Origin of the sequence: Flavobacterium sp. Root186, assembly GCF_001428525.1 — a bacterium.
In the GTDB taxonomy this organism is placed as follows: domain Bacteria; phylum Bacteroidota; class Bacteroidia; order Flavobacteriales; family Flavobacteriaceae; genus Flavobacterium.
In genome coordinates this window covers 169,078-190,151 of sequence record NZ_LMHW01000001.1, presented here as the reverse complement: position 1 = coordinate 190,151, position 21,074 = coordinate 169,078, and the positions used below count along the sequence as shown (strand labels likewise).

The 21,074-nt window shown below is 36.6% G+C and carries 11 protein-coding genes; 3 read left to right on the top strand and 8 right to left on the bottom strand.

The genetic code is table 11. The annotated features are described in order from the left end of the window. Positions 1-90: 90 nt before the first annotated feature. Complete coding sequence (locus tag ASD98_RS00750; protein WP_056198715.1) at positions 91-2,442, bottom strand: TonB-dependent receptor; 2,352 nt, start codon at positions 2,440-2,442, stop codon at positions 91-93. A 303-nt stretch (positions 2,443-2,745) separates the two neighbouring features. On the opposite strand from ASD98_RS00750, the gene ASD98_RS00745 reads away from it, so the two are divergent. After that, positions 2,746-4,347, top strand: coding sequence for a Na+/H+ antiporter (locus tag ASD98_RS00745; protein ID WP_056198712.1), 1,602 nt, complete (start codon positions 2,746-2,748; stop codon positions 4,345-4,347). A gap of 35 nt (positions 4,348-4,382) precedes the next feature. Here the strand turns inward: ASD98_RS00745 and ASD98_RS00740 are convergent, their stop codons facing one another. Then, positions 4,383-5,960, bottom strand: coding sequence for an FAD-dependent oxidoreductase (locus tag ASD98_RS00740; protein ID WP_056198710.1), 1,578 nt, complete (start codon positions 5,958-5,960; stop codon positions 4,383-4,385). Between the two features lie 158 nt (positions 5,961-6,118). Beyond that, positions 6,119-6,775, bottom strand: a complete 657-nt coding sequence (locus ASD98_RS00735; protein ID WP_056198707.1) for a DUF6766 family protein — start codon at positions 6,773-6,775, stop codon at positions 6,119-6,121. A gap of 208 nt (positions 6,776-6,983) precedes the next feature. On the opposite strand from ASD98_RS00735, the gene ASD98_RS00730 reads away from it, so the two are divergent. After that, a complete protein-coding gene (locus ASD98_RS00730) occupies positions 6,984-7,187 on the top strand; it encodes a hypothetical protein (protein ID WP_056198704.1) in 204 nt (67 codons plus the stop codon). 125 nt (positions 7,188-7,312) lie between these two features. Further along, positions 7,313-7,492, top strand: coding sequence for a hypothetical protein (locus ASD98_RS00725; protein WP_056198701.1), 180 nt, complete (start codon positions 7,313-7,315; stop codon positions 7,490-7,492). 76 nt (positions 7,493-7,568) lie between these two features. On the opposite strand, the gene ASD98_RS00720 is transcribed toward ASD98_RS00725, so the two are convergent. The 5 genes from ASD98_RS00720 to ASD98_RS00700 form a co-directional block, all read right to left on the bottom strand. Next, a complete protein-coding gene (locus ASD98_RS00720) occupies positions 7,569-8,420 on the bottom strand; it encodes an outer membrane beta-barrel protein (protein WP_056198698.1) in 852 nt (283 codons plus the stop codon). Positions 8,421-8,468: 48 nt separating this feature from the next. After that, positions 8,469-18,251, bottom strand: coding sequence for a T9SS type A sorting domain-containing protein (locus ASD98_RS00715; protein WP_199866258.1), 9,783 nt, complete (start codon positions 18,249-18,251; stop codon positions 8,469-8,471). Between the two features lie 14 nt (positions 18,252-18,265). Beyond that, complete coding sequence (locus tag ASD98_RS00710; protein WP_056198691.1) at positions 18,266-19,402, bottom strand: ABC transporter substrate-binding protein; 1,137 nt, start codon at positions 19,400-19,402, stop codon at positions 18,266-18,268. Positions 19,403-19,457: 55 nt separating this feature from the next. Beyond that, positions 19,458-20,051, bottom strand: a complete 594-nt coding sequence (locus tag ASD98_RS00705) for a phage tail protein (protein ID WP_056198688.1) — start codon at positions 20,049-20,051, stop codon at positions 19,458-19,460. A 685-nt stretch (positions 20,052-20,736) separates the two neighbouring features. After that, positions 20,737-20,991, bottom strand: coding sequence for a hypothetical protein (locus tag ASD98_RS00700; RefSeq protein ID WP_056198685.1), 255 nt, complete (start codon positions 20,989-20,991; stop codon positions 20,737-20,739). Positions 20,992-21,074: the final 83 nt, after the last annotated feature.

The window sequence follows — 21,074 nt, the reverse complement described above, 5'->3', positions numbered from 1 at the left end:
ACTATGTTTCTATGTGTTATAATCTCCATTAAAACTAAAAACCTCCAAAATCATACGACTTTGGAGGTTTTCACAACTAACAACTAATATTTAGAACTTCACAAGCAAAGATGCTTTTACAGTTCTTGGCGACTGAGGATTTAAGAAATCACCCCAATACACTTCATTACTTAGATTATCTGCTTTAATAGCAATTCTATATCTTGCCTGCTCATAAAAAACAGAGGCGTTTAAAGTATGAACTTTTGAAATTGTTACTGTATTTGCAGAACTTAGGAAACTATCGCCTCTGTAATTTCCACCAAAACCAATTCCTAAACCTTTTGCATTACCTTGTTTAACGGTATAACTTAGCCAATAATTTATAGTATTTTTTGGGGTGTACGCAACGTGTTTTCCGGCATCTGTACCGTTTAAGAATGTAGCGTCAAGATTAGCGTATCCTAACATAATATCAAATCCTGCAAATGGATTCGCGAATAATTCCAATTCAAAACCTTTGTTTTTCTGGGTTCCGTCTTGTAAACTAAACAATTGGTTTTTTGGGTCCATTCTCAGTTTATTATCCACTTTAATATCAAAATAACTTGCCATTAAAGTTAAACGGTTTTGGAATAAACTCGATTTAAATCCAAGTTCCCATTGTGTTGCTTTTTCAGGATCGGCTTTTTGCATTGTTCCGTTTCCTGTTCCGTCATCTTTTAAGAAACTGTTGATGTTTTTATTTCCACCTAAATAGTTTCCAAATACGGCTAACTGCTCTGGCAGAATTTCATAAACTAATCCAAATTTTGGTGTCCACGCGCTTTGATCGAAAGAAAAATCAGGGTCTTCGGCATTTGGTACGGTGGCACTTGGTGACATTTCTTTAGAATATTCATAACGCAGACTTGTCATTAAATGTAATTGCGGTAAAATGTCTAAAACATTAGAAAAATAAATACTGTAACGATCGTTTACATAACCGCCGTTCCAGGAAGGATTGGTTTGAATCGCTTTATCAAAATCCTGTTTTGACATATAAGGGGCAACAGTCGTGTAATTAAATGTATCATAATTAGCAGAACCTCCAACATAAATTTCATCATCTCTTAAATAGTCAACTCCAACTAAAAGACGGTTGCGCATTTTTCCAATTTTAAAATCGCCGTTTAAATATTGCTGAATGGTTGTAAAATCAATATCGTAACGAGCAGAACCAATGCTTCTTGTTACTTGTTGTCCAGATATAGTAGCGTTGACATAATTTGGTGCATATAAGCTGTACGAATGTCCAAAAGAAGTTGTAGATGTCCATTGATCGCTTAATTTATATAAGGCATCAACAGAGAAAATTGTAGACGCTTTTTCGAATGTAATTTCGTTACTGCTAAATGATAATTTTCGAACAGGGTCTAATTCACTTACATTTGTGATTCCGTCAGCACTTAAGTAAGGACGTCCGGCACCGTTGATTTTATAAATATCAGCTTCAACAATAAACTGAAGTCTGTCGCTTGCTTTGTATGTAAAAGCCGGTGCGACAAAAAAACTTTCGGCCCAGCCGTAATCCTGAAAACTTTTTTCTTTTCTGTAAGCTGTATTTACTCGGCCTAAAAATGTAGAGTCTTTACTTAACGGACTATTAATATCAGCTGTTAAACGATTATAACCGTAACTGCCTGTGATGTAGTTAATGTTTCCGCCAAAAGCTGCGTATGGTTTTTTAGTGATGCGGTTAATGATTCCGCCGTAGTTTGCACGTCCATGTCCGCCAAATAGAGTTCCAGACGGCCCTTTAATCACTTCAATATTTTCGATATTTGCCATATCATTTTCGGTCCAGTTTCCAAGCATTTTTCCATCTCTGTAAAAAGCCTGATCGTCAAATCCTCTTAAATAGGAATACGATCTTACACCAGGTTCAGATCCTCCCGAAACAACTCCGGCTGCACTTTTTAAGGCATCATCAAAATTCGTTAAAACCTGCTGTTCGATTATTTTTGAATTTATAACCGAATATACTTGCGGATTTTCTAAGTTTTTAAGCGGCATTCTGGCTACGTAAACACTTTCCTTAGAAGATATTTTCTTTTTATCATTGGTTATAATTACTTCCTGAAGTTCTTTATTAGAAACTTTCAATTGTAAGTTGAGTGGAGTAGTGGTGTTTTCTGTAACGGTAACTTGTTCTTCAAGGGTTTCATATCCGGTAAGAGAAATTTGAGCCGTATAAGTTCCCGGTTTTATTCTATTAAATTCAAAAATACCGTCTTCATTGGTAAAGACACCGAATTTTGTATTTTTTAAAATTACATTTACAAACGATGCAGGATCACCATCTGATGTTGTGATTGTTCCTTTTATTTTTCCATTATTTTGCTGTGCCTGAACGATCAGTGCCGAAAAGAACAGGTATAGTAATAATGCGAATTTGGTAATTCTTTGATTTTTAAGATTCATGGTTTTAATGGTTGATTTTAATTCATATTATTTAGACTAAATAAAAACAGTTCAAATGTATAAATTAAAACTGACCATTTTTAAATTTTTTCTATCATTTAAAACAGAATATGTTAAATGGAATTTGAATCGTTGTTTTTAACTATTTGAGTGGATAAAACGTCATCTTTTTAAGTAATTATTTTTGATATTTGTATGAATAGTAAGCTGTAATTTTTTCGGTGATATTCTAATTTAATTATCATAAAATATTAATTTAGTAGCCACAAATTATCATCCAAAACAAATAAATACCCGCAGTAAATGGAAAATATCACAGTAATTATAATGTTACTTTTTGGCGTAGCTTTTCTTAGTTTAGTAAGTAAAAGATATAATTTTCCAATACCAATTGTACTGGTACTTTGCGGTGTAATTATTAGTGTTGTTCCGGGACTTCCGGTTATTGCGCTGAGTCCTGAAGTTGTTTTTATCATTTTCCTGCCGCCGCTTTTATATCACGCCGCATGGCATACAAGCTGGTCTGATTTTAAGCAGACAATCCGCCCGATAACCTTGGCAGCTGTTGGTTTGGTTTTTTTTACAACCGGATTGGTTGCTGTAGTTGCACACTGGCTTATAGATGATATTTCCTGGCCGTTAGCTTTTTTGCTTGGAGCTATTGTTTCGCCTCCCGATGCAGTTTCTGCAACATCCATAACTAAAGGCTTAGGTCTGCACCCAAGATTAATTGCCATTCTTGAAGGGGAGAGTTTGGTGAACGATGCCAGCGGTCTTGTGGCGTATAAATATGCTTTAACTGCAATTACAGCAGGAAATTTCGTTTTGTGGCAGGCAGGACTAAATTTTGTTTTGATGTCGGTTTTAGGAATTGCAATAGGTTTGGCTGTTGGTTTTATAATGTATTATATCCACAAAAGATTTGTTTGCGATGATATTATTGAGGTAACACTTACGTTATTGACACCCTTTTCATCTTATCTGATTGCCGAGCATTTTCATGGCTCGGGAGTTTTGGCTGTAGTAGCTACCGGACTTTTTTTGGCTGCAAGATCAGGTACTATTTTTTCGCATGAAAGCAGAATCATGACCAATACAATATGGGATGTTTTAAGTAATATTCTAAACGGTTTAATCTTCATTTTAATTGGATTGCAGCTGCGACAGATTATTGAAGGAATCAGTAATTATTCTGGAGATTCGCTATTCATTTGGGGAGCTGTAATTAGTATTGTTGTGATCGTTGTTCGTTTTCTATGGGTAGTTCCGGCCACAATGATTCCGAGGATGCTCAGTAAAAAAATCCGAATGAAAGAAGAATTTGATTATCGAAACATGATTGTTTTTGGATGGTCGGGAATGCGCGGCGTGGTTTCGATGGCTGCGGCTTTGGCACTTCCATTAATGCTGAATAAAACCGAAGAATTTCCGCTTCGTAATCTGATTATTTATTTGGTTTTTTGTGTCATTCTTTCCACTTTGGTAATTCAGGGGCTTACGCTTCCATGGCTTATTAAAAAGCTTAAAATTGTGCGATATTCAATTTTGGCAGAGGAATATGATGTTCGAAATATTATTGTTTCTGAAACTATAGCGCATATCGAAGATAATCTTTCATTGCTTGATGATGAATTGTTGCATAATATTAAAAGTAAATATGAAGTAAAATTTAATCGTTTGCAGAAGACAGAACTTCCGGCGAATTTTTTTGGAAACGGAAAAGTATTTGGAAATGAAATTTTTAATGATTTTACCAAAATTCAAATTGATCTTTTGAATGTAGAACGCGGCAAACTCGAAGTTATGCATAAAGCGGGTTCAGTAAACGAGGAGATTTTTCGTAAAATAGAAAAAGAACTCGATCTTGAGGAAACACGTCTTTGGATGGAAATGTATGAGGAATAGATTTTAAATAGGCTATGAATCCTTTTATAATTTTTCTATTTAACTTGAATTTTGTGCAGATCGGTTTTTGCGGGACCATTTATAACTGTTCCGTCGGCGGCAAATCTTGAACCATGACAAGGACAATCAAACGATTTTTCATCGGGATTCCACTGTACAATACAGCCTAAATGCGGACAGACTGCAGAAAAAGCCTGCAGCGTATTATCATAATCCCGATAAACGGCAATTTTTTTTAATCCCAGAGAGAGAATTCCGCCTTCGCCGGCTTTTAAGTCTGCGGTATTATTTACATCAGATGCAGTAATCCAATCCAGATATTGTGCCGCCATATTTCCGGCTTCTTTCATAAAATCTCCCAAGGCTTTAAAAGTAATTCTCGATGGATTGTATAAATCTTCCCATTTGTTTTTAACACCCAAAATTTGATCTGTTATAATCATGGCGCCAATTGTAGCGTGTGTCATACCATTTCCAGAATCTCCGGTAATAATATATATGTTTTCATCTCCTGGGTTTTTCCCCATAAATCCTAAAGAATCAAAAGGTTCCATTACCTGCCCAGACCATTTGTAGTTAATTTCATCCAGCATTGGAAAATATTTTCTAGTCCAAATTTCAAGTCTTTCATATCTTGATAATGCAGAAATTCCTTCTTCATCTTCTTGTCCGGTTTTATGATCCTCTCCGCCTGAAATCAATAAATCATATTTATGATCAAAGCTTTCTAAACGAACATAATGATAGGGTTGCGAAACCCATTTGGATTCCATATCGCCTGTGTCCCACCATAGCGAATAGGGTAAAGTTCCTTTTGGAATTTTTCCGGCAATAACATAAGTTCTGTAAGCGTGCTGTTTGGTATGCATGGTTAATACATCGTTGATTGGCGTGTTGGTTGCCACAACTATGTGTTTTGCATTAAAATTGAAACCATTTACTGAAGCTCCTTCTTTTGTAATATTGTCGGCATGTGCTTCAGTGAAAATGGTTCCACCGAGAGATGCAACAGCTTCGGCAAGTCCTTTTAAATAATATAAAATATGAAACTGCCCCTGATTTTTAAATTCAATAGATCTTTGGTTTTCTGCTCCGTTTAAATATGGCGTATAGTTTAATAGTGACGTTTGGAGTCCGGCATCTTTTGCTGCCTGAAATTCTTTATCCAGATTTTTTTCTTTATCGCTAGGATGAAGAAATAAATAACCATTTACTCTTTTAAAATCGCAGTCTATCTGTAATGTGGTAACTATTTTTTCAATTTCATCAATTGCAGCAGTATGGCTTTCGGCTGCAAGATGCGCACTTTCTCTGCCAAAAGTATTTTCAAGATAGTAATATCTATCATCGAGTGCGCAGGTTAAATGTGCTGTGGTTCTTCCGGTTTCACCGCTTCCTATAAATCCATCTTCGACTAAAACTACCTTTTTTCCTGCTTTTAAAAGTTTGTAAGCAGTTGTTAAGCCTGCAATTCCACCTCCAATGATAAGTACTTCTGTTGAAATATCCTGACTTGGTTTTTCAAAAGATAAAATTGGAGTGGTATCGATCCAAAAAGAAATATTATCTCCAGAAGTTATGCTTCCTTCATTTAAGCTGTCTGAATTATTCATATTGTAATTTTTAAATAAATGAAAATCATATAAGTGTAATCAAAACTACAAACAACAATAAAAAATATGCTTACATGTTTATTGTCAATATTTTATAGCATTCCCAGTCTGATTTTTAGATTATTCAGAACTCAAAAACTTAAAAATTATAATTTGAATTATGCACCCGTTTCCATATTGGGTGCATCGACAGGTTTTGACTGCGAAGAACCAATCTGGCGCAGGTATATTGATAATATTACAATAGCAAAGACCGATAGAAATTCGCTCTGCCAATTTTGAAAAGATTCAAACCAAAATCTTGAATTTTGTAAATAGGAGGAAATCGTTTCTAATTGTTTTCCTTCGAGAAGCAGTTTCTCATTTTCATCTTTAAGGCTTCCATAGAAATGAATTATTAAGGAAATAAAGAATAGTAACAATAGGGCAGCCGAAAGAGAGTGTTTATATAATGTCAAAATAAAACCTCCCTTTTTAACAGGCCATGGAGCATTTTTTCGTTTAGGATCAGGCTTGCGGTCAACTTCTTCTTTTTGATTCATTTTTTTTGATTCTGATGATCCTTTTTGTTTTAAAAAAATAGTAAATACAACAAAAAGACCCATTTGAAGAAATTCACTTTCCCAATTTTCAAAAGTAGATTCGATGAAATGTCCTGATAAAAGGTACGAACTGAGATTAATTATTTTCCCTCCTTCGCTTATGAGTTCTTTATTGTGCTCTTTAAAACCGAATAAAGTCTGGCCAATTAAAGTTCCGGCAAACAGTATCAAAAAACAGATACACAAACCATTATTGCGAAAATAAGTTTTCATTTTAATATTGTTTCTACAAATTTCCCAAAAACTATGATTACACAGTTATATAATTAAATTTTCAATTTATAGATTTTGCATTTTATAACAATAGTTTAACACATTTCTTTGATTCATATAAAGGATTGCAGAAATTATGTAATGATATTGGTATACAGTAGTTTAAATTTGAAATATAAAACGAATACAAACAGAAAAAAATATAATTATGAAAACGCTATTAAAAACCAAAATTGCTATGTTAGTCCTGTTGACGGGATTAGCATTTTCATGCAAGAAGAACGAGAATAAAACGGAGTCTCCGGGTTATACAGATTCGACAGAAACGATTATTGATACTGTAGGTCCAGAGGTTGATACAGTTACAAATGATACAGTTAGAACTATTACAACAGATTCGGTTAAAAAATAGAATCCAAATATTATAAACAACAAAAAACTGTAAGGGAAAAATCTCTTGCAGTTTTTTGTTGTTTATAATGGTTATAAAGTTTTTTACTATTGAAAATAGTATTTTTGATAAAAAAAAACAAACGTATGAAAATCGCAAAATTTATTAAATTTTTCTCTTTTACTTTATTGATAGTATGCATTGTGAGCTGTAGTGTTCATAACTCATCATCATCAGGTAAAGTTCCTCCTGGACAGGCTAAAAAAGCGTCGGGCAGCAAAAGTGCAAAAGCTTATGCTCCTGGTCAGCAAAAGAAAAGAGGGTAATAGTTTAAACTTACATTCTGTAAAACAAAAAAGCTATTCAATACTGAATAGCTTTTTTTAATTGGTCAAAAATTAATTATCGCAATGCAAATCTTAATTTAAGACCGTATGAAACAATTCTTGTACAGCTGCTTAAAGGAGAATTGAGTAAAGTGTCATATCCTAATTGTACCGGCTGTTCTGCATTGTATTGAACAAGCTGTCCATTTCCGTTTTTATCATAGATATTATTTAGGCCGTATTCAAAATAGGCACCAATGTATATAGAATTTCTATTGCCTAATTCTTGTTTTAAACCAGTTTCGAAAGTTGCTGAATAAGAAACTTCTGTATCAAGATCCTGCTCGCCGGTTACTAAATTATTTGTGCTTGCAAAACCTGCAAAAGCCGGACTAAACAACTCTACATTGTATTGTGGATAGTAACCGCTTGTAGTTAGATTTTGAAAAGTTGTTTTATAACTTCCGCTTGAAGCGAAACCAATTTTAGCACCTGCGGCAACATATAATTTTGATGTTCCCGGAGTTTCAAACTGAATATTAATTGGCACATTGATATAAGCCAGTTTTTGTTCTTCTCTTACATTTGTAGCTCTGTATCTAAACTGGAAATTTTCATTTTCAGCATCGGTAGCTGCAGATGCTCCGTATAAGGAATTGAATTTTAAATCTGAATTGTAAGTTTGATATTCAACACCAATTCCTAAACTTAAACTTTCGCTTAAATAATACGAATAACGAAGACCGGCACTTACACCAATTCCTGGTACAGTTTTTCCTGATGAATCAGAATCGATATAGGAAAATGGCCCTCCCAAAGAAATCGAAAATTCTTGTTTTTTATCCTGGCCATAACTATTTAAAGACGCTGCTAAAAATGCCGTAAAAATGGCAATGGATGTGATATAGCTGTAAATATTTTTTTTCATCTTAAGTTATATTATGCCAGTACTATTTCTAGTACTGGCAGGGTTTATTTATTTTACAATTACTTTGAAAGATTTTTTGATGTTAGGCGTTTCAAGAACTACCATGTACATATTGCTTTCAGTTGTTTGAGGTAATTGTATTTCAGTTTTAGCTGTAGATGATTGTACAGTTTTTACCAATTGACCTGTAACAGTATAAAGACTAATTTGCATTTTCTCTAATTCTTCTGCAGGGAAATCTGCTTCGACAGTAATAACTTTTCCAATTTCAATAGGGTTAGGATAAAGTTTTGCCTGTAGTGTATTTGTCAAAGTGATTTTAGAAGCACATACATATAGTACTTTTCCATCTTTAGTTGTCATTTTTACACTATAATCTGCAGCTGGATCTAATAGAGAAGTAAGACTGTTTCCTGCAGAATAATACTGGCCAGTTCCTATTGGCTGGTCGTTTTTGAACCATTCATAAGAAGCAAACTCATAACCACCATTTGTCTGCGGATTGTTATTTACAAGAAGCACGTTGTTAAATTTCTGTTTAACGATGTCAAAGAAATTAAACGGTTTCACAACTACGATAGAATAAGTTGCAGATAAACTTCCATCTTGTGATGTAATTGTTACATTCTGGCTGTAAATTCCTGGTTTAGGAGTTTGAATTGTAAAATTAGGAGACGGAGTTATAACTGCACCCGATTCATTTAAGATAGATACATTTGGATTTGTTTCCCCACATGGCAGTACATAAAAAATTGTTTTTCCAGGGTTATCAAAAACTTTTGTTCCTATAGTGATTTTCTTAACATCGATATTGTTATTTAAGATAACTAACAACTGTGAAACATCGGCTGCAGGAAGATAGTTGTTATTTCCAGCTTGATGAGCCGTAATTAATACATCACCAGATCTCAACATATTTACCACGCCTGTAGCAGAAACTGTTGCAGGAGCTAATGGTGCAGTATATGTTGATGTGTAAGTAACAGCTAGATTTGAATTTGAAGTCGCTGTTAAATTAAAGGTGTTGTTTGCTCCAAGTGTTTGAACCGGAATTGCATTAAATGTAATTTGCTGTGCTGCTTTATTAATAACAAGATTTGCTGTTAGCGTTACTACTGCACAATTTGGCGTACTAGCTGATGGTGTTACTGTAGCAGTAACTACATAAGTACCAGCATTTGTTGACGTATTGTTTGCAGAATAAGTTACAGTTGCTCCTGTTGGAAGATTCGCAACCTGTAATGCATGAGCATTTCCATCGTATGTAAATTGAGCGCCGCTAAAAGTTACAGCATTCAATGGAGAAGCAAGTACTTTTACTGTTTGCGTTTGTGTCGTAATGTTTCCATTTCCGTCATCATATTTCCATGTAATTACATAAGTTCCTACAGCATTGTAGCTTAAAGGATCAGTTGTAGTTCCATTTAGAATTCCTGCACAATTATCTGCAGCAGTTGGAATCGCGATATCTGATGCTGAAACTGCACAATAATTACTTATTTCCGGAAGATTAGCTACAGTTGGTACTGGCGCTGTTACGTCTGGAGTTGTAATAATAGTTATTGTTTGAGTTAATGTACATCCATTGGCATCTGTAATAGTTACAGTGTAAGCTCCTGCGCTTAATCCTGTTGCTGTTGCTGCCGTTCCACCAGTAGGTGCCCAAGAGTATGTATAAGCTCCAGTTCCTCCAGTTACAGTTACCGCTGCAGTTCCGTTCGTTCCTCCGTTGCAAGAAACATCAGTTTTAGATGTTGTTGCAGCAAGAGCACTTGGTTGATTGATAACTACTGTTTGAGTTGCAGTACATCCGTTAGCATCTGTAATTGTTGCAGTATAAGTTCCTGCACTTAATCCAGTTGCTGTTGCAGCCGTTCCTCCGGCTGGTGCCCAAGAGTATGTATAAGCTCCGGTTCCTCCAGTTACGTTTACAGTTGCAGATCCGTTAGCTCCTCCGTTGCAGGAAACATCAGTTTTAGATGTTGTTGCTGCAATGATTGTTGGTTCAGCAATAGTAACAGTTTGTGCTGCAGTACAACCGTTAGCATCTGTAAATGTAACAGTATAAGTTCCTGCGCTTAATCCAGTTGCTGTTGCAGCTGTTCCACCTGATGGTGTCCAAGAGTATGTATAAGCTCCAGTTCCTCCAGTTACGTTTACTGTTGCAGATCCGTTAGATCCACCGTTACAAGAAACATCTATTTTAGTTGCTGTTACAGAAAGGGCAGAAGGCTCAGTGATTGTTACTGTTTGTGTTGCAGTACAACCATTAGCATCTGTAATTGTTGCTGTGTAAGTTCCGGCACTTAATCCAGAAGCTGTTGCAGCAGTTCCTCCAACAGGTGACCAAGAATAAGTATATGGTGCTGTACCTCCAGCTGCGGTTACAGTTGCAGTTCCGTTAGTTCCTGCGTTACAAGAAACATCTGTTTTAGATATTGTTGCGGCAAGAATTGCTGGTTCAGTAATAGTTACAGATTGTGTAGTGGTACATCCGTTAGCGTCTGTAATTGTAGCAGTGTATGTTCCTGCGTTTAATCCAGAAGCAGTAGCAGCAGTTCCTCCGACTGGTGTCCAAGAATAAGTATATGGTGCTGTACCTCCAGTTGCAGTTACCGTTGCAGTTCCATTAGTTCCTCCGTTGCAGGAAACATCTGTTTGTGATGCTGTTGCAGAAAGAATCGCTGGTTCTGTAATAGTAATACTTTGTGTTGTCTGACACGCATTTGCATCAGTTACAGTTACTGTATAAGTTCCTGCATTTAATCCAGTTGCTGTTGCAGCTGTTCCTCCAAAAGGTGCCCAAGAATAAGTATAAGCTCCAGTTCCTCCAGTTACAGTTACCGTTGCAGTTCCGTTAGTTCCTCCGTTGCAAGAAACATCAGTTTGAGATGTTGTTGCAGCAAGGATTGCTGGTTCAGCAATAGTAATTGATTGTGTTGTAGTACATCCGTTAGCATCTGTAATTGTTGCAGTATAAGTACCTGCGCTTAATCCATTTGCTGTTGCATTTGTTCCTCCAGATGGAGCCCAAGAGTATGTATAACCAGGAGTTCCTCCAGTTACATTTACAGTTGCAGATCCGTTAGCTCCGCTGTTGCAAGAAACATCTGTTTTAGATGCTGTTACAGAAAGGGCAGAAGGTTCAGTGATTGTTACTGTTTGTGTTGTAGTACATCCGTTAGCGTCTGTAATAGTTGCAGTATAAGTTCCAGCACTTAATCCAGAAGCAGTTGCAGCAGTTCCACCTGATGGTGACCAAGAATAAGTATATGGTGCTGTACCTCCAGCTGCAGTTACCGTTGCAGTACCGTTAGTTCCTGCGTTACAAGAAACATCTGTTTTAGATGCTGTTGCAGTAAGAATTGCTGGTTCTGTAATAGTTACAGATTGTGTTGCAGTACATCCGTTAGCATCTGTAATGGTAGCAGTGTAAGTTCCAGCGCTTAATCCAGAAGCTGTTGCAGCCGTTCCACCTGATGGTGACCAAGAATAAGTATATGGTGCAGTTCCTCCAGTTGCAGTTACTGTTGCAGTTCCGTTAGTTCCTCCGTTGCAAGAAACATCTGTTTGAGATATTGTTGCAGAAAGAACAGCAGGTTCAATGATTGTTACTGTTTGTATTGTTTGACATCCATTAGCATCAGTAATGATTGCTGTAAAAAGTCCAGCGGCAAGACCTGTTGCAGTTGGAGCAGTTCCTCCATAAGGAGACCAAGAGTAAGTATATGCTCCAGTTCCTCCAGATACAGTTACAGTTGCAGTTCCGTTTGCTGCTCCATTACAAGAAATATCTGTTTGTGATGCAGATGTTGTCATAGCAGTTGGTTCTGTAATAACAATAGATTCAGTTGCAATACAACCATTAGCGTCTGTAACGGTTACAGTGTAAGTTCCTGGAATAAGATTGTTTATCAATGCAGTAGTTTCTCCAGAAGGACTCCAAGAATAAGTATAAGGAGCGGTTCCTCCAGCAGCAGTTATAGTTGCAGTTCCGTTAGCTCCTCCATTACAAGAAACATCTGTATGAGATGGAGTTAAAGCAATTACAGAAGGTTCTGTAATTGTAACAGATTGAGTTGTAGTACAACCATTAGCATCTGTAATTGTTGCAGTATAAGTTCCCGGGCTTAAACCAGAAGCTGTTGCAGCAGTTCCTCCAGAAGGAGACCAAGAATAAGTATAAGGTGCTGTACCTCCAGTTGGAATTACTGTAGCAGTTCCGTTGTTTAATCCATTACAAGTAACATCTGTTTGAGATATTGTCGCCGCAAGAATAGCTGGTTCTGTAATGGTAACAGTTTCAGTTGTCTGACAGAAGTTAGCATCTTGTACAGTTACAGTATAAGTTCCAGCAGCAAGACCAGAAGCAGTTGCAGCATTTCCTCCAGTTGGAGACCAAGAGTATGTATATGCTCCAGTTCCTCCAGTTACATTTACTGTAGCAGTTCCATTAGTTCCTCCGTTGCATGAAACATCTGTTTGTGATGTTGTTGCAGCAAGAATTGTTGGTTCTGTAATAGTAAAACTTTGTGTTTTGGTACATAAATTAGCATCTTGTACAGTTACTGTATATGTTCCGGCAGAAAGACCATTTGCGGTTGCATTATTTCCTCCAGTTGGAGCCCAAGAGTATGTATAAGCTCCGGTTCCTCCTGTAACAACAACAGTTGCAGATCCGTTTGCTCCTCCATTACAAGAAGTATTTATTTGCGGACTTGGAGTTACTATAAGTTCAGTTGGTTCTGTAATAGTAAAGTTTTTTACAATAGAACATCCGTTAGCAGATGTAATTGTTACAGAATAATTACCAGCTGTAAGATTAGTTGCTGTATCAGCATTGCCGCCAGAAGGTGACCATACATAAGTAAAAGGTCCAGGTGCTCCGCTTGGAACTACAGCAGCAGATCCTGTATTAGCCCCAAAGCATAATACATCCGTCTGAGAAGTAGTGGCAACTAAAGTATTTGTTGTAGTAATTGTAAAGTTTCTTGTTATTGTACAACCATTAGCATCAGTAACAAGAACACTATTAGCTCCGGCAGTTAATCCGGTTGCTATTGCTGTTGTATCGCCAGATGGTGACCATAAATAAGAATATGGAGTTGTACCACCGCTAACACTTACAGCAGCCTGACCACCAGTTGAACAGGTTGCACTTATTTGACTTTGTGTAGCAAATAAGGCGCTTGGCTGTGTGATTGTAAAACTTTGTGTTATTGAACAGCCATTAGAGTCTGTTACTAAAACACTATAATTTCCTATTGCTAGTCCTGTAGCAGTTGCAGCAGTTCCTCCAGAAGGTGACCATAAATAAGTATATGGTGCTGTACCTCCAGATGCAATTACTGAAGCCGTTCCCGTTGCACCACCATTACACAGAACATCAGTTTGTGATGGTGTTAACGATAAAATTGCAGGTTCTGTAATTGTAAAACTTTGTGTAGTTTGACATGCATTAGCGTCTGTAACAGTTACTGTGTAAGTTCCTTGTGCTAAACCAGATGCAGTTGCAGCATTTCCTCCGGTAGGAGACCACGAGTAAGTGTAAGCTCCGGTTCCACCAGTTACATTTACAGTTGCAGTACCATTTGTACCACCGTTACAAGAAACATTAGTTTGAGAACCAAAACTAGCTACAAGAGCGGCTGGTTCGGTAATAGTAAAGCTTTGAGTAGTTTGACAACCATTTGCATCGGTAATAGTAGCAGTATAGGTTCCTGCCGATAGCCCATTTGCACTAGCAGTATTTCCTCCGGTTGGAGCCCAAGAATAAGTGTATCCAGGAGTTCCTCCGCTTACAGAAACTGTAGCAGATCCATTAGCTCCTCCATTACATGAAACATCTATTTGTCCACCAGCAGTAGCTGTAAGTGCAGCAGCAGGTTCAGTAAGTGTAAAACTTTGAGTTGCCTGGCATAAATTACTATCAGTAACTGTAACAGTATATGTTCCAGCTGTTAATCCTGTAGCTGTAGCAGCAGTTCCTCCAGAAGGTGACCAAGAATAAGTATATCCTCCAGTTCCTCCTGTTGCACTTATAGTTGCCGACCCAGTGTTACCACCAAAACAAGCTATGTTAGTTTGTGCTACTGGTGATGCTACTAAAGCAGTAGGTTCTGTAATAGTAAAACTTTGTGTTATCTGACAGCTATTAGCATCAGTAACTGTAACAGTATAGGTTCCCGCTGTTAGACCAGTTGCAGTTGCAGCCGTTCCTCCAGAAGGTGACCAAGAATAAGTGTAAGCACTAGTTCCTCCCGAAACGGCTACACTAGCAGATCCAGTTGCAGCACCGTTACATAAAACATCAGTTTGTGATGGTACAACCGCAAGAGCAGCTGGTTCTGAAATAGTAAAACTTTGTGTAGTTTGACAGTTATTAGCGTCAGTTACAGTAACTGTATAGGTTCCTGCAGCCAGACTAGAAGCAGTAGCTGCCGTTCCTCCAGAAGGCGACCATGAATAAGTATAACCAGGAGTTCCTCCAGTTACTACTACTGTTGCTGTTCCATTTGTTCCAGAGTTACAGCTTACATTATTTATAGTTCCCTGAGAAGCCACTAATACAGGTGGTTCTGTTATAGTAAAGTTTAATATTTTTTCACATAGAATAGCATCTTTTATACTAACAGTATAATTTCCAGGTGCTAAATTACTAATAGAAGAAGATGTAGCAGCATTTGACCAAAGATAAGTGTAAGATCCTACACCTCCTAATGGTACAACTGATAATGAACCATTAGCAGCTCCATTGCAGCTAATGTCTACTTGTGTTGAAGATGCAGCTATATTAGAAACTTGTAATGTAACAGCATTTGAAACTGCAGCTGGAGTACAATTTCCAGTTGCTATTAAACGATATTGATAATTATTTAATGAAGCAGTTGCGCCTGTTATAGTAAGTGTTGCTGTAGTTTCTCCAGAGTAGGGAGCTCCACTTGCAATATTATTAAATCCAGCTCCTGAGTTTACCTGCCATTGATATCCTGTAGCATTTGAAACTGAAGCACTAAATGTTGTATTAGATCCCGAACAAATAGCACTATCAGTTGGCTGTGCAGTGATTGCCGGAGCTTGATTTACCGTTAAAGATGCACTATTTGAAGTTGCATTAGGAGTACATAAACCTGTAGCAACAACTCTATATATATATCCATTTAATCCCGCAGTTGCGCCAGTGATAGTTAATGTTGCAGAAGTTGTACCAGAATATGGTGCAGCAGCTGGAACATTAGAAAAACCAGCACCCTGATCTACCTGCCATTGATATCCTGTAGCACTTGATGCCGTTGCAGAAAAAGTAGTATTAGCCCCTGCACAAATTATACTTGCAGATGGCTGTCCGGTAATTACCGGAGCAGAATTAACTGTAAGAGCCACAGCATTTGAAGTGGCACTAGGAGTACATGAACCTGTTGCAATGACTCTGTAAATATATCCATTTAAACCGGCAGTTGCACCTGTTATAGTAAGTGTATTTGTAGTAGCACCAGAATAAACTCCGCCGTTTGAAACATTCGCAAAACCAGCACCCTGATCTACCTGCCATTGATATCCTGTAGCATTTGAAGCTGTTGCAGAGAAAGTAGTATTAGCACCTGCACAAATTGTACTTGCAGATGGCTGTGCAGTAATTGCCGGAGCTTGATTTACCGTTAAAGATGCACTATTTGAAGTTGCATTAGGAGTACATGCACCTGTAGCAACAACTCTGTAGATATATCCACTTAATCCCGCAGTTGCACCTGTAATAGTTAATGTTGCAGTAGTTGTACCAGAATATGGCGCAGAAGCAGGAACATTAGCAAAACCAGCACCCTGATCTACCTGCCATTGGTAACCTGTAGCACCTGAGGCAGTTGCAGAGAAAGTAGTATTAGCCCCTGCGCAAATTGTACTTGCAGATGGCTGAGCAGTAATCGCCGGAGCCGTATTAATAGTCAACGCTGCGTTATTTGAAGTCGCAGATGGACATGTTCCTGAAGCTACAACCCTGTAGATATATCCATTTAATGCTGCAGTTGCGCCAGTTATAGTTAATGTTGCAGTAGTTGTACCAGAATATGGTGCAGAAGCTGGAACATTACCAAAACCAGCACCCTGATCTACTTGCCATTGATATCCTGTAGCATTTGAAGCTGTTGCAGAAAAAGTAGTATTAGCCCCTGCACAAATTGTACTTGCAGATGGCTGAGCTGTAAAAGCTATAGTATTCATACTTCCTGTAACAGCGACATCTTTAGTTGTTATACCTGTTGAAGAAACAGTAATATTACCAGATGGCGTTCCTGTAGCTGATGCCGCTAAACGAGCATATATGGTTTTAGTTGTTACAACACCGCCTACGTTAGGAAAAGAAATATTGTTGGTGTAAATACCAGCTACTGATGTAGAAATTTCAAAACCAGTTGGAGCTAGTACATCCAATGATGAGGTTAAACCACCACCACTTATCGTGAAACTCTGTGCGGTAGAAGCTCCACTGCAGCTTGTAAAAGCACTCAATGATGTTGTTGATACAATAGAACCCGCAGGTTCAGTAATAGTTACAGTTTGAGTTTTAGAGCAGCCGCCGATTCCATTTGGAGTGCTGTCTGTAATCGTTACAGTATAAGTCCCCGCAGTAAGACCAGAAGCAGTAGCTGCTGTTCCTCCAGATGGAGACCATGAATAGAAATAAGGAGTAGTTCCGCCCGTAACACTAATTGTAGCCGAACCATTATTAGCACCGTATGTACTCGCATTACTTTGTGATGAAATTGAACTGCCAAGTGCCGTTGGAACGGTTAATGTTGCAGTAGAAGAATTTACAGAAGAAGCCCCTCCAGCCACACATCGATAATCATAAGCAGTCATTCCAGATGTAGCACCTGTTATAGTTAGTGTAGAGGTACTGCTTGTACCTATAGAAGTTACGATTGAGTAAACACCACCATTCGAAACGTTAACAAAACCACTTCCGTCATCTACCTGCCATTGTAAGCTAGTAGCATTAGTTGCGGCAACTGAAAATGAAGTATTAGCAGCAGGGCAAATAGTTTTGCTGGTTGGCTGCAAAGTAAATACCGGTGGCGTTGTAGATATAGATGGAGTTGGATAACTAGCCGCTGTTATAGGATAGTTAGCTGGAGTAGTACCAGTATCATTAAGCCAGTTCGCCGGATTATTAATAAGACCTAATAAAGTAGTAACATTCCCTGTTAGCGTACCATTATATTTCGCATTCGGATATTCCTGAGTTAACGGTGGATTAAATAAAGAAATACAAGTTGAACCGTTAACTAATCCTGATGGTAATGCACTTGAATTTCCGCCAGTTGTACCGGCCAGATTCCATTTTGTTGTTGGGTCATAATCACCTGAATTATAATCACCATTAATACCTGCGATAAAAGTTGGAAGGTTTGGTAAAATAGGTTGAGCGCCAACAGATGACTGATAAGCTAAAATCTGATCACCACCGTTAAGATTAAATCCTGTAAAACCAGGAGCAAAACCAATACCAGTTGTACCAGTAACTGTAAAAGTATCAATTCCTGTTTCCATTACCGAAACAATAGTTCCTACTGTGGTCAAAGAAGGTACTGTCCATTGAAGATGTGATTCAGCACTTCCAACATTCCACGTTGTACCATTCCATCCACGTTCACTAAAATAAATAACTGTTCCGGCTGGTATATCTTTTAAAACAATAAAAGAAAAACCATCCAGAGGATTTGTATTATAACCAATAAAGGCTATATCTCCCGGTCCCAGTTGGGCATTTGCTTTTTGCTGCACAAAAAAGGTGCACAAGAGCATAATAAATAAGAGTAATTTTTTTTTCATAACATACGTTTTAGTTAATGACATAAATAAGCATTCTGCCAACCGCCTTGTTGATCAGGCTTTGTAAATGAAGTGAAAGCCTTAATAAAATTTCCGTCATTTATCAATGTCTCAATTTTCCTAAAGCTTATATTATTAAGGGAATCTAAATTTAATTCGTAGATATAATGATTAAATATTGTTCTGTTTGTTTCCTTGTCAAAGCAAATAGCCCCTCTGGGACCCACAATATTTAATTTGTTTATCTCTTCAATTAAAGAATTCAAACTAAAGTCTTTTGCATTTAGAAGAATGTTCTTTAATATGAGTCCGTTTTCATATCCTAAAATTGAAAATACTGATGGACTTTCTGAATAAATGTTTAGATATTCGGAGGTGAAATCTAATGCTTCAGTATCATTTTGCATCCATGAACTTACTACATAAAGATTGTGTGGATTGGTTTTGTAGTCTTCTAATATTTTATCATTGATAAAAAAAGGAGTTACATAAAAAGGATATTTTTGTGTAATCTTATTTTGACTTACAAAACCAGCATTTTCTTCGGCATATATACCGCTGTAAAATGCAAAAACGGCATCAGGTTCCTGATTATTAATAGTCTGATCCATATATATGGCTTCATCTTCTCTTGGCACAAAAGGAGTAATGTAATGTCCTGAAAAATTACTATCTTCCTTAAATGCATATTCAATAGCGCTCAGCATACCATAACCAGAGTCATAAAACGAAGTCGAAGTGGCAATTTTTTTATACTTTTTGCTTGTTGTTAGATAATTTCCTAAATGATAGCAGGATTCAGTTAATCCAAATGAATTAATGTACACTCCTTTTGGAGTTACAGTTTCATAAGGTATTGTTGCTCCCAAATCTGCTGCTATTAATAAAATATCATTGTTTGAAGCATATTTATAAACTTCGTCTACATTATAATGACCAAAAAAACCTATAATAATAGATACATCTTCCTGAAAATTTAATTTCTGAATTTTCTCAATTATTATTTTATCGTCTGCAGCAATACCTATACTTTCGACAAAAAATTTTGTTTTGAGATTGTTAAGTTTTAAACCTCGCATAAAATCTTTATCCAGACCAGGATACTGTTGTGACTTTGGAATTAAAATCCCTATTTTGATGTCGTTATCCATAAAATTAGATTAAAAAAAACAGAGGCAGGAATACCTCTGTTTTTATAATTTGATATTAGTTACGAGAAGGGAAAATTCCTTCCATAGCAATACAAAGATTAATACCCAAATATGGATCTCTAATGCTAAATGCCTGAGAACCTCCTACTATAGATGTAGAACCAGATATACTTGCAGTTATACCTCCAATTTTGGTTGTATTTGCAGTTGGCTCACTATAAATAGCTGGTGTAGCTCCGGCAGCTGCCAGGAAGTTGTTACCGCCGTCAGTTTCATTAGAATTTGTACCACCAGTAAAAGCATTTGCAGTGTAAGCTAAATTTACCTGACCAGCTAAAGTTCCAGGAATAAGCTGGTGATTGTGCTGCGGCATATTGTTTATTGTTAGTGTAGTAGTTTCAGTTCCACCAACTTGCCCATAAGTAATAGGGGTTAAGCCAGGTCCGTTACCAACACCAACCATGCTGCGGCCTCTTAAATCTGGCAAAGCAAAAGTAGTTTGTCCATTTCCTCCGTAAGTAGTGCCAAGTAATGAAAAAAGGGCAGTGTTTTGAGCTATTGATATTAATTGGCCACTACAAGTTTGCCAGCCTCTAGGATTAAAAGTAAATCCAAAAGCCAAAATTGCTCCTAAGAAAGGTTCATTCATAATCTTTTAATTTAATAGTTAGTATTAGTTTTTTTGATTTATTAATAATTTGCCAGATTTGGTTTAAAAAAATACTCTGACAGTTTTTTATTACAACGCTAAGTTACTTGAATGTAACTATTTTTAAAACAGGTGTTTATACCTGTTTTGAAGTAGAAAGTATTTTGATAAAAAAAAATAGTTCCTACATTTTAAAATTAAATCGCTAAACTTTTATTGGTTTTAATTCAGGTTTAAAATTATATCGCTATATGCTTAACAGGGAAAAATATGTCATAGAACAGGTTTTTCTTGTCATGAAATTGCTTTTAGTATAAAGGCTTGTAAGGTAAATTTTATAAGGTTTTTTGCGTAATAAAGAGTTAAAGCAAAATTGATTTAACCTGTGTTTTTTGGTTTGTAAGTTTCTTCGCTAAGAAAGAATGAAATAAAGATAAATAAAAGCTTACAATTTGAAATTAAATATTTGTCAGATTTTTTCGAGGTAAATAAAATATATTATTGTATAATATATTGATTTAGAGAAGTAATAAAAAATAAACTGTCAGGAACTATATCTTCGTTTCCTTATTTGTTAAGGCTTTCGAAAAAAGTTCCTGACAGTTTATTTAGAGAATATCCTTAGATGATATTAACGCATTTTTATAATTTTGAAGAATAACTTCGGTAAGCGATCTCCTAAATTTTAAACTTCACAAGACGAATGTTCATCTATTATATTTTTGACACTGCGAATAAAAGTTTCAGTATTTATAATTTCTCCTTTAATATAGATATCATATTTGGTTAAGTTAAACTGTTCCAGCATCTCTTTTTTTAAATACTTTATCATTGATTCAACACTTCTTGTATCGCTGTTATTATGCTTATTCAGTTCACGCTGTTTGCTTTCAAGGTATGACAAAGTTTTTTTTAATCTTTGAATGCTCAATCTGTCCACGTTTTCAATCTTTTAAAATTAATAGAAAATAAATAATTATACTAAAATCTAATCTTCCGTACTTACGAGTAAATCGATAATTT

Excerpts from the sequence above, each read along its gene's own strand:
- ASD98_RS00750 (WP_056198715.1), bottom strand. The coding sequence starts at position 2,442 with ATGAATCTTAAAAATCAAAGAATTACCAAATTCGCATTATTACTATAC.
- ASD98_RS00745 (WP_056198712.1), top strand. The coding sequence starts at position 2,746 with ATGGAAAATATCACAGTAATTATAATGTTACTTTTTGGCGTAGCTTTT.
- ASD98_RS00740 (WP_056198710.1), bottom strand. The coding sequence starts at position 5,960 with ATGAATAATTCAGACAGCTTAAATGAAGGAAGCATAACTTCTGGAGAT.
- ASD98_RS00735 (WP_056198707.1), bottom strand. The coding sequence starts at position 6,775 with ATGAAAACTTATTTTCGCAATAATGGTTTGTGTATCTGTTTTTTGATA.
- ASD98_RS00730 (WP_056198704.1), top strand. The coding sequence starts at position 6,984 with ATGAAAACGCTATTAAAAACCAAAATTGCTATGTTAGTCCTGTTGACG.
- ASD98_RS00725 (WP_056198701.1), top strand. The coding sequence starts at position 7,313 with ATGAAAATCGCAAAATTTATTAAATTTTTCTCTTTTACTTTATTGATA.
- ASD98_RS00720 (WP_056198698.1), bottom strand. The coding sequence starts at position 8,420 with ATGAAAAAAAATATTTACAGCTATATCACATCCATTGCCATTTTTACG.
- ASD98_RS00715 (WP_199866258.1), bottom strand. The coding sequence starts at position 18,251 with ATGAAAAAAAAATTACTCTTATTTATTATGCTCTTGTGCACCTTTTTT.
- ASD98_RS00710 (WP_056198691.1), bottom strand. The coding sequence starts at position 19,402 with ATGGATAACGACATCAAAATAGGGATTTTAATTCCAAAGTCACAACAG.
- ASD98_RS00705 (WP_056198688.1), bottom strand. The coding sequence starts at position 20,051 with ATGAATGAACCTTTCTTAGGAGCAATTTTGGCTTTTGGATTTACTTTT.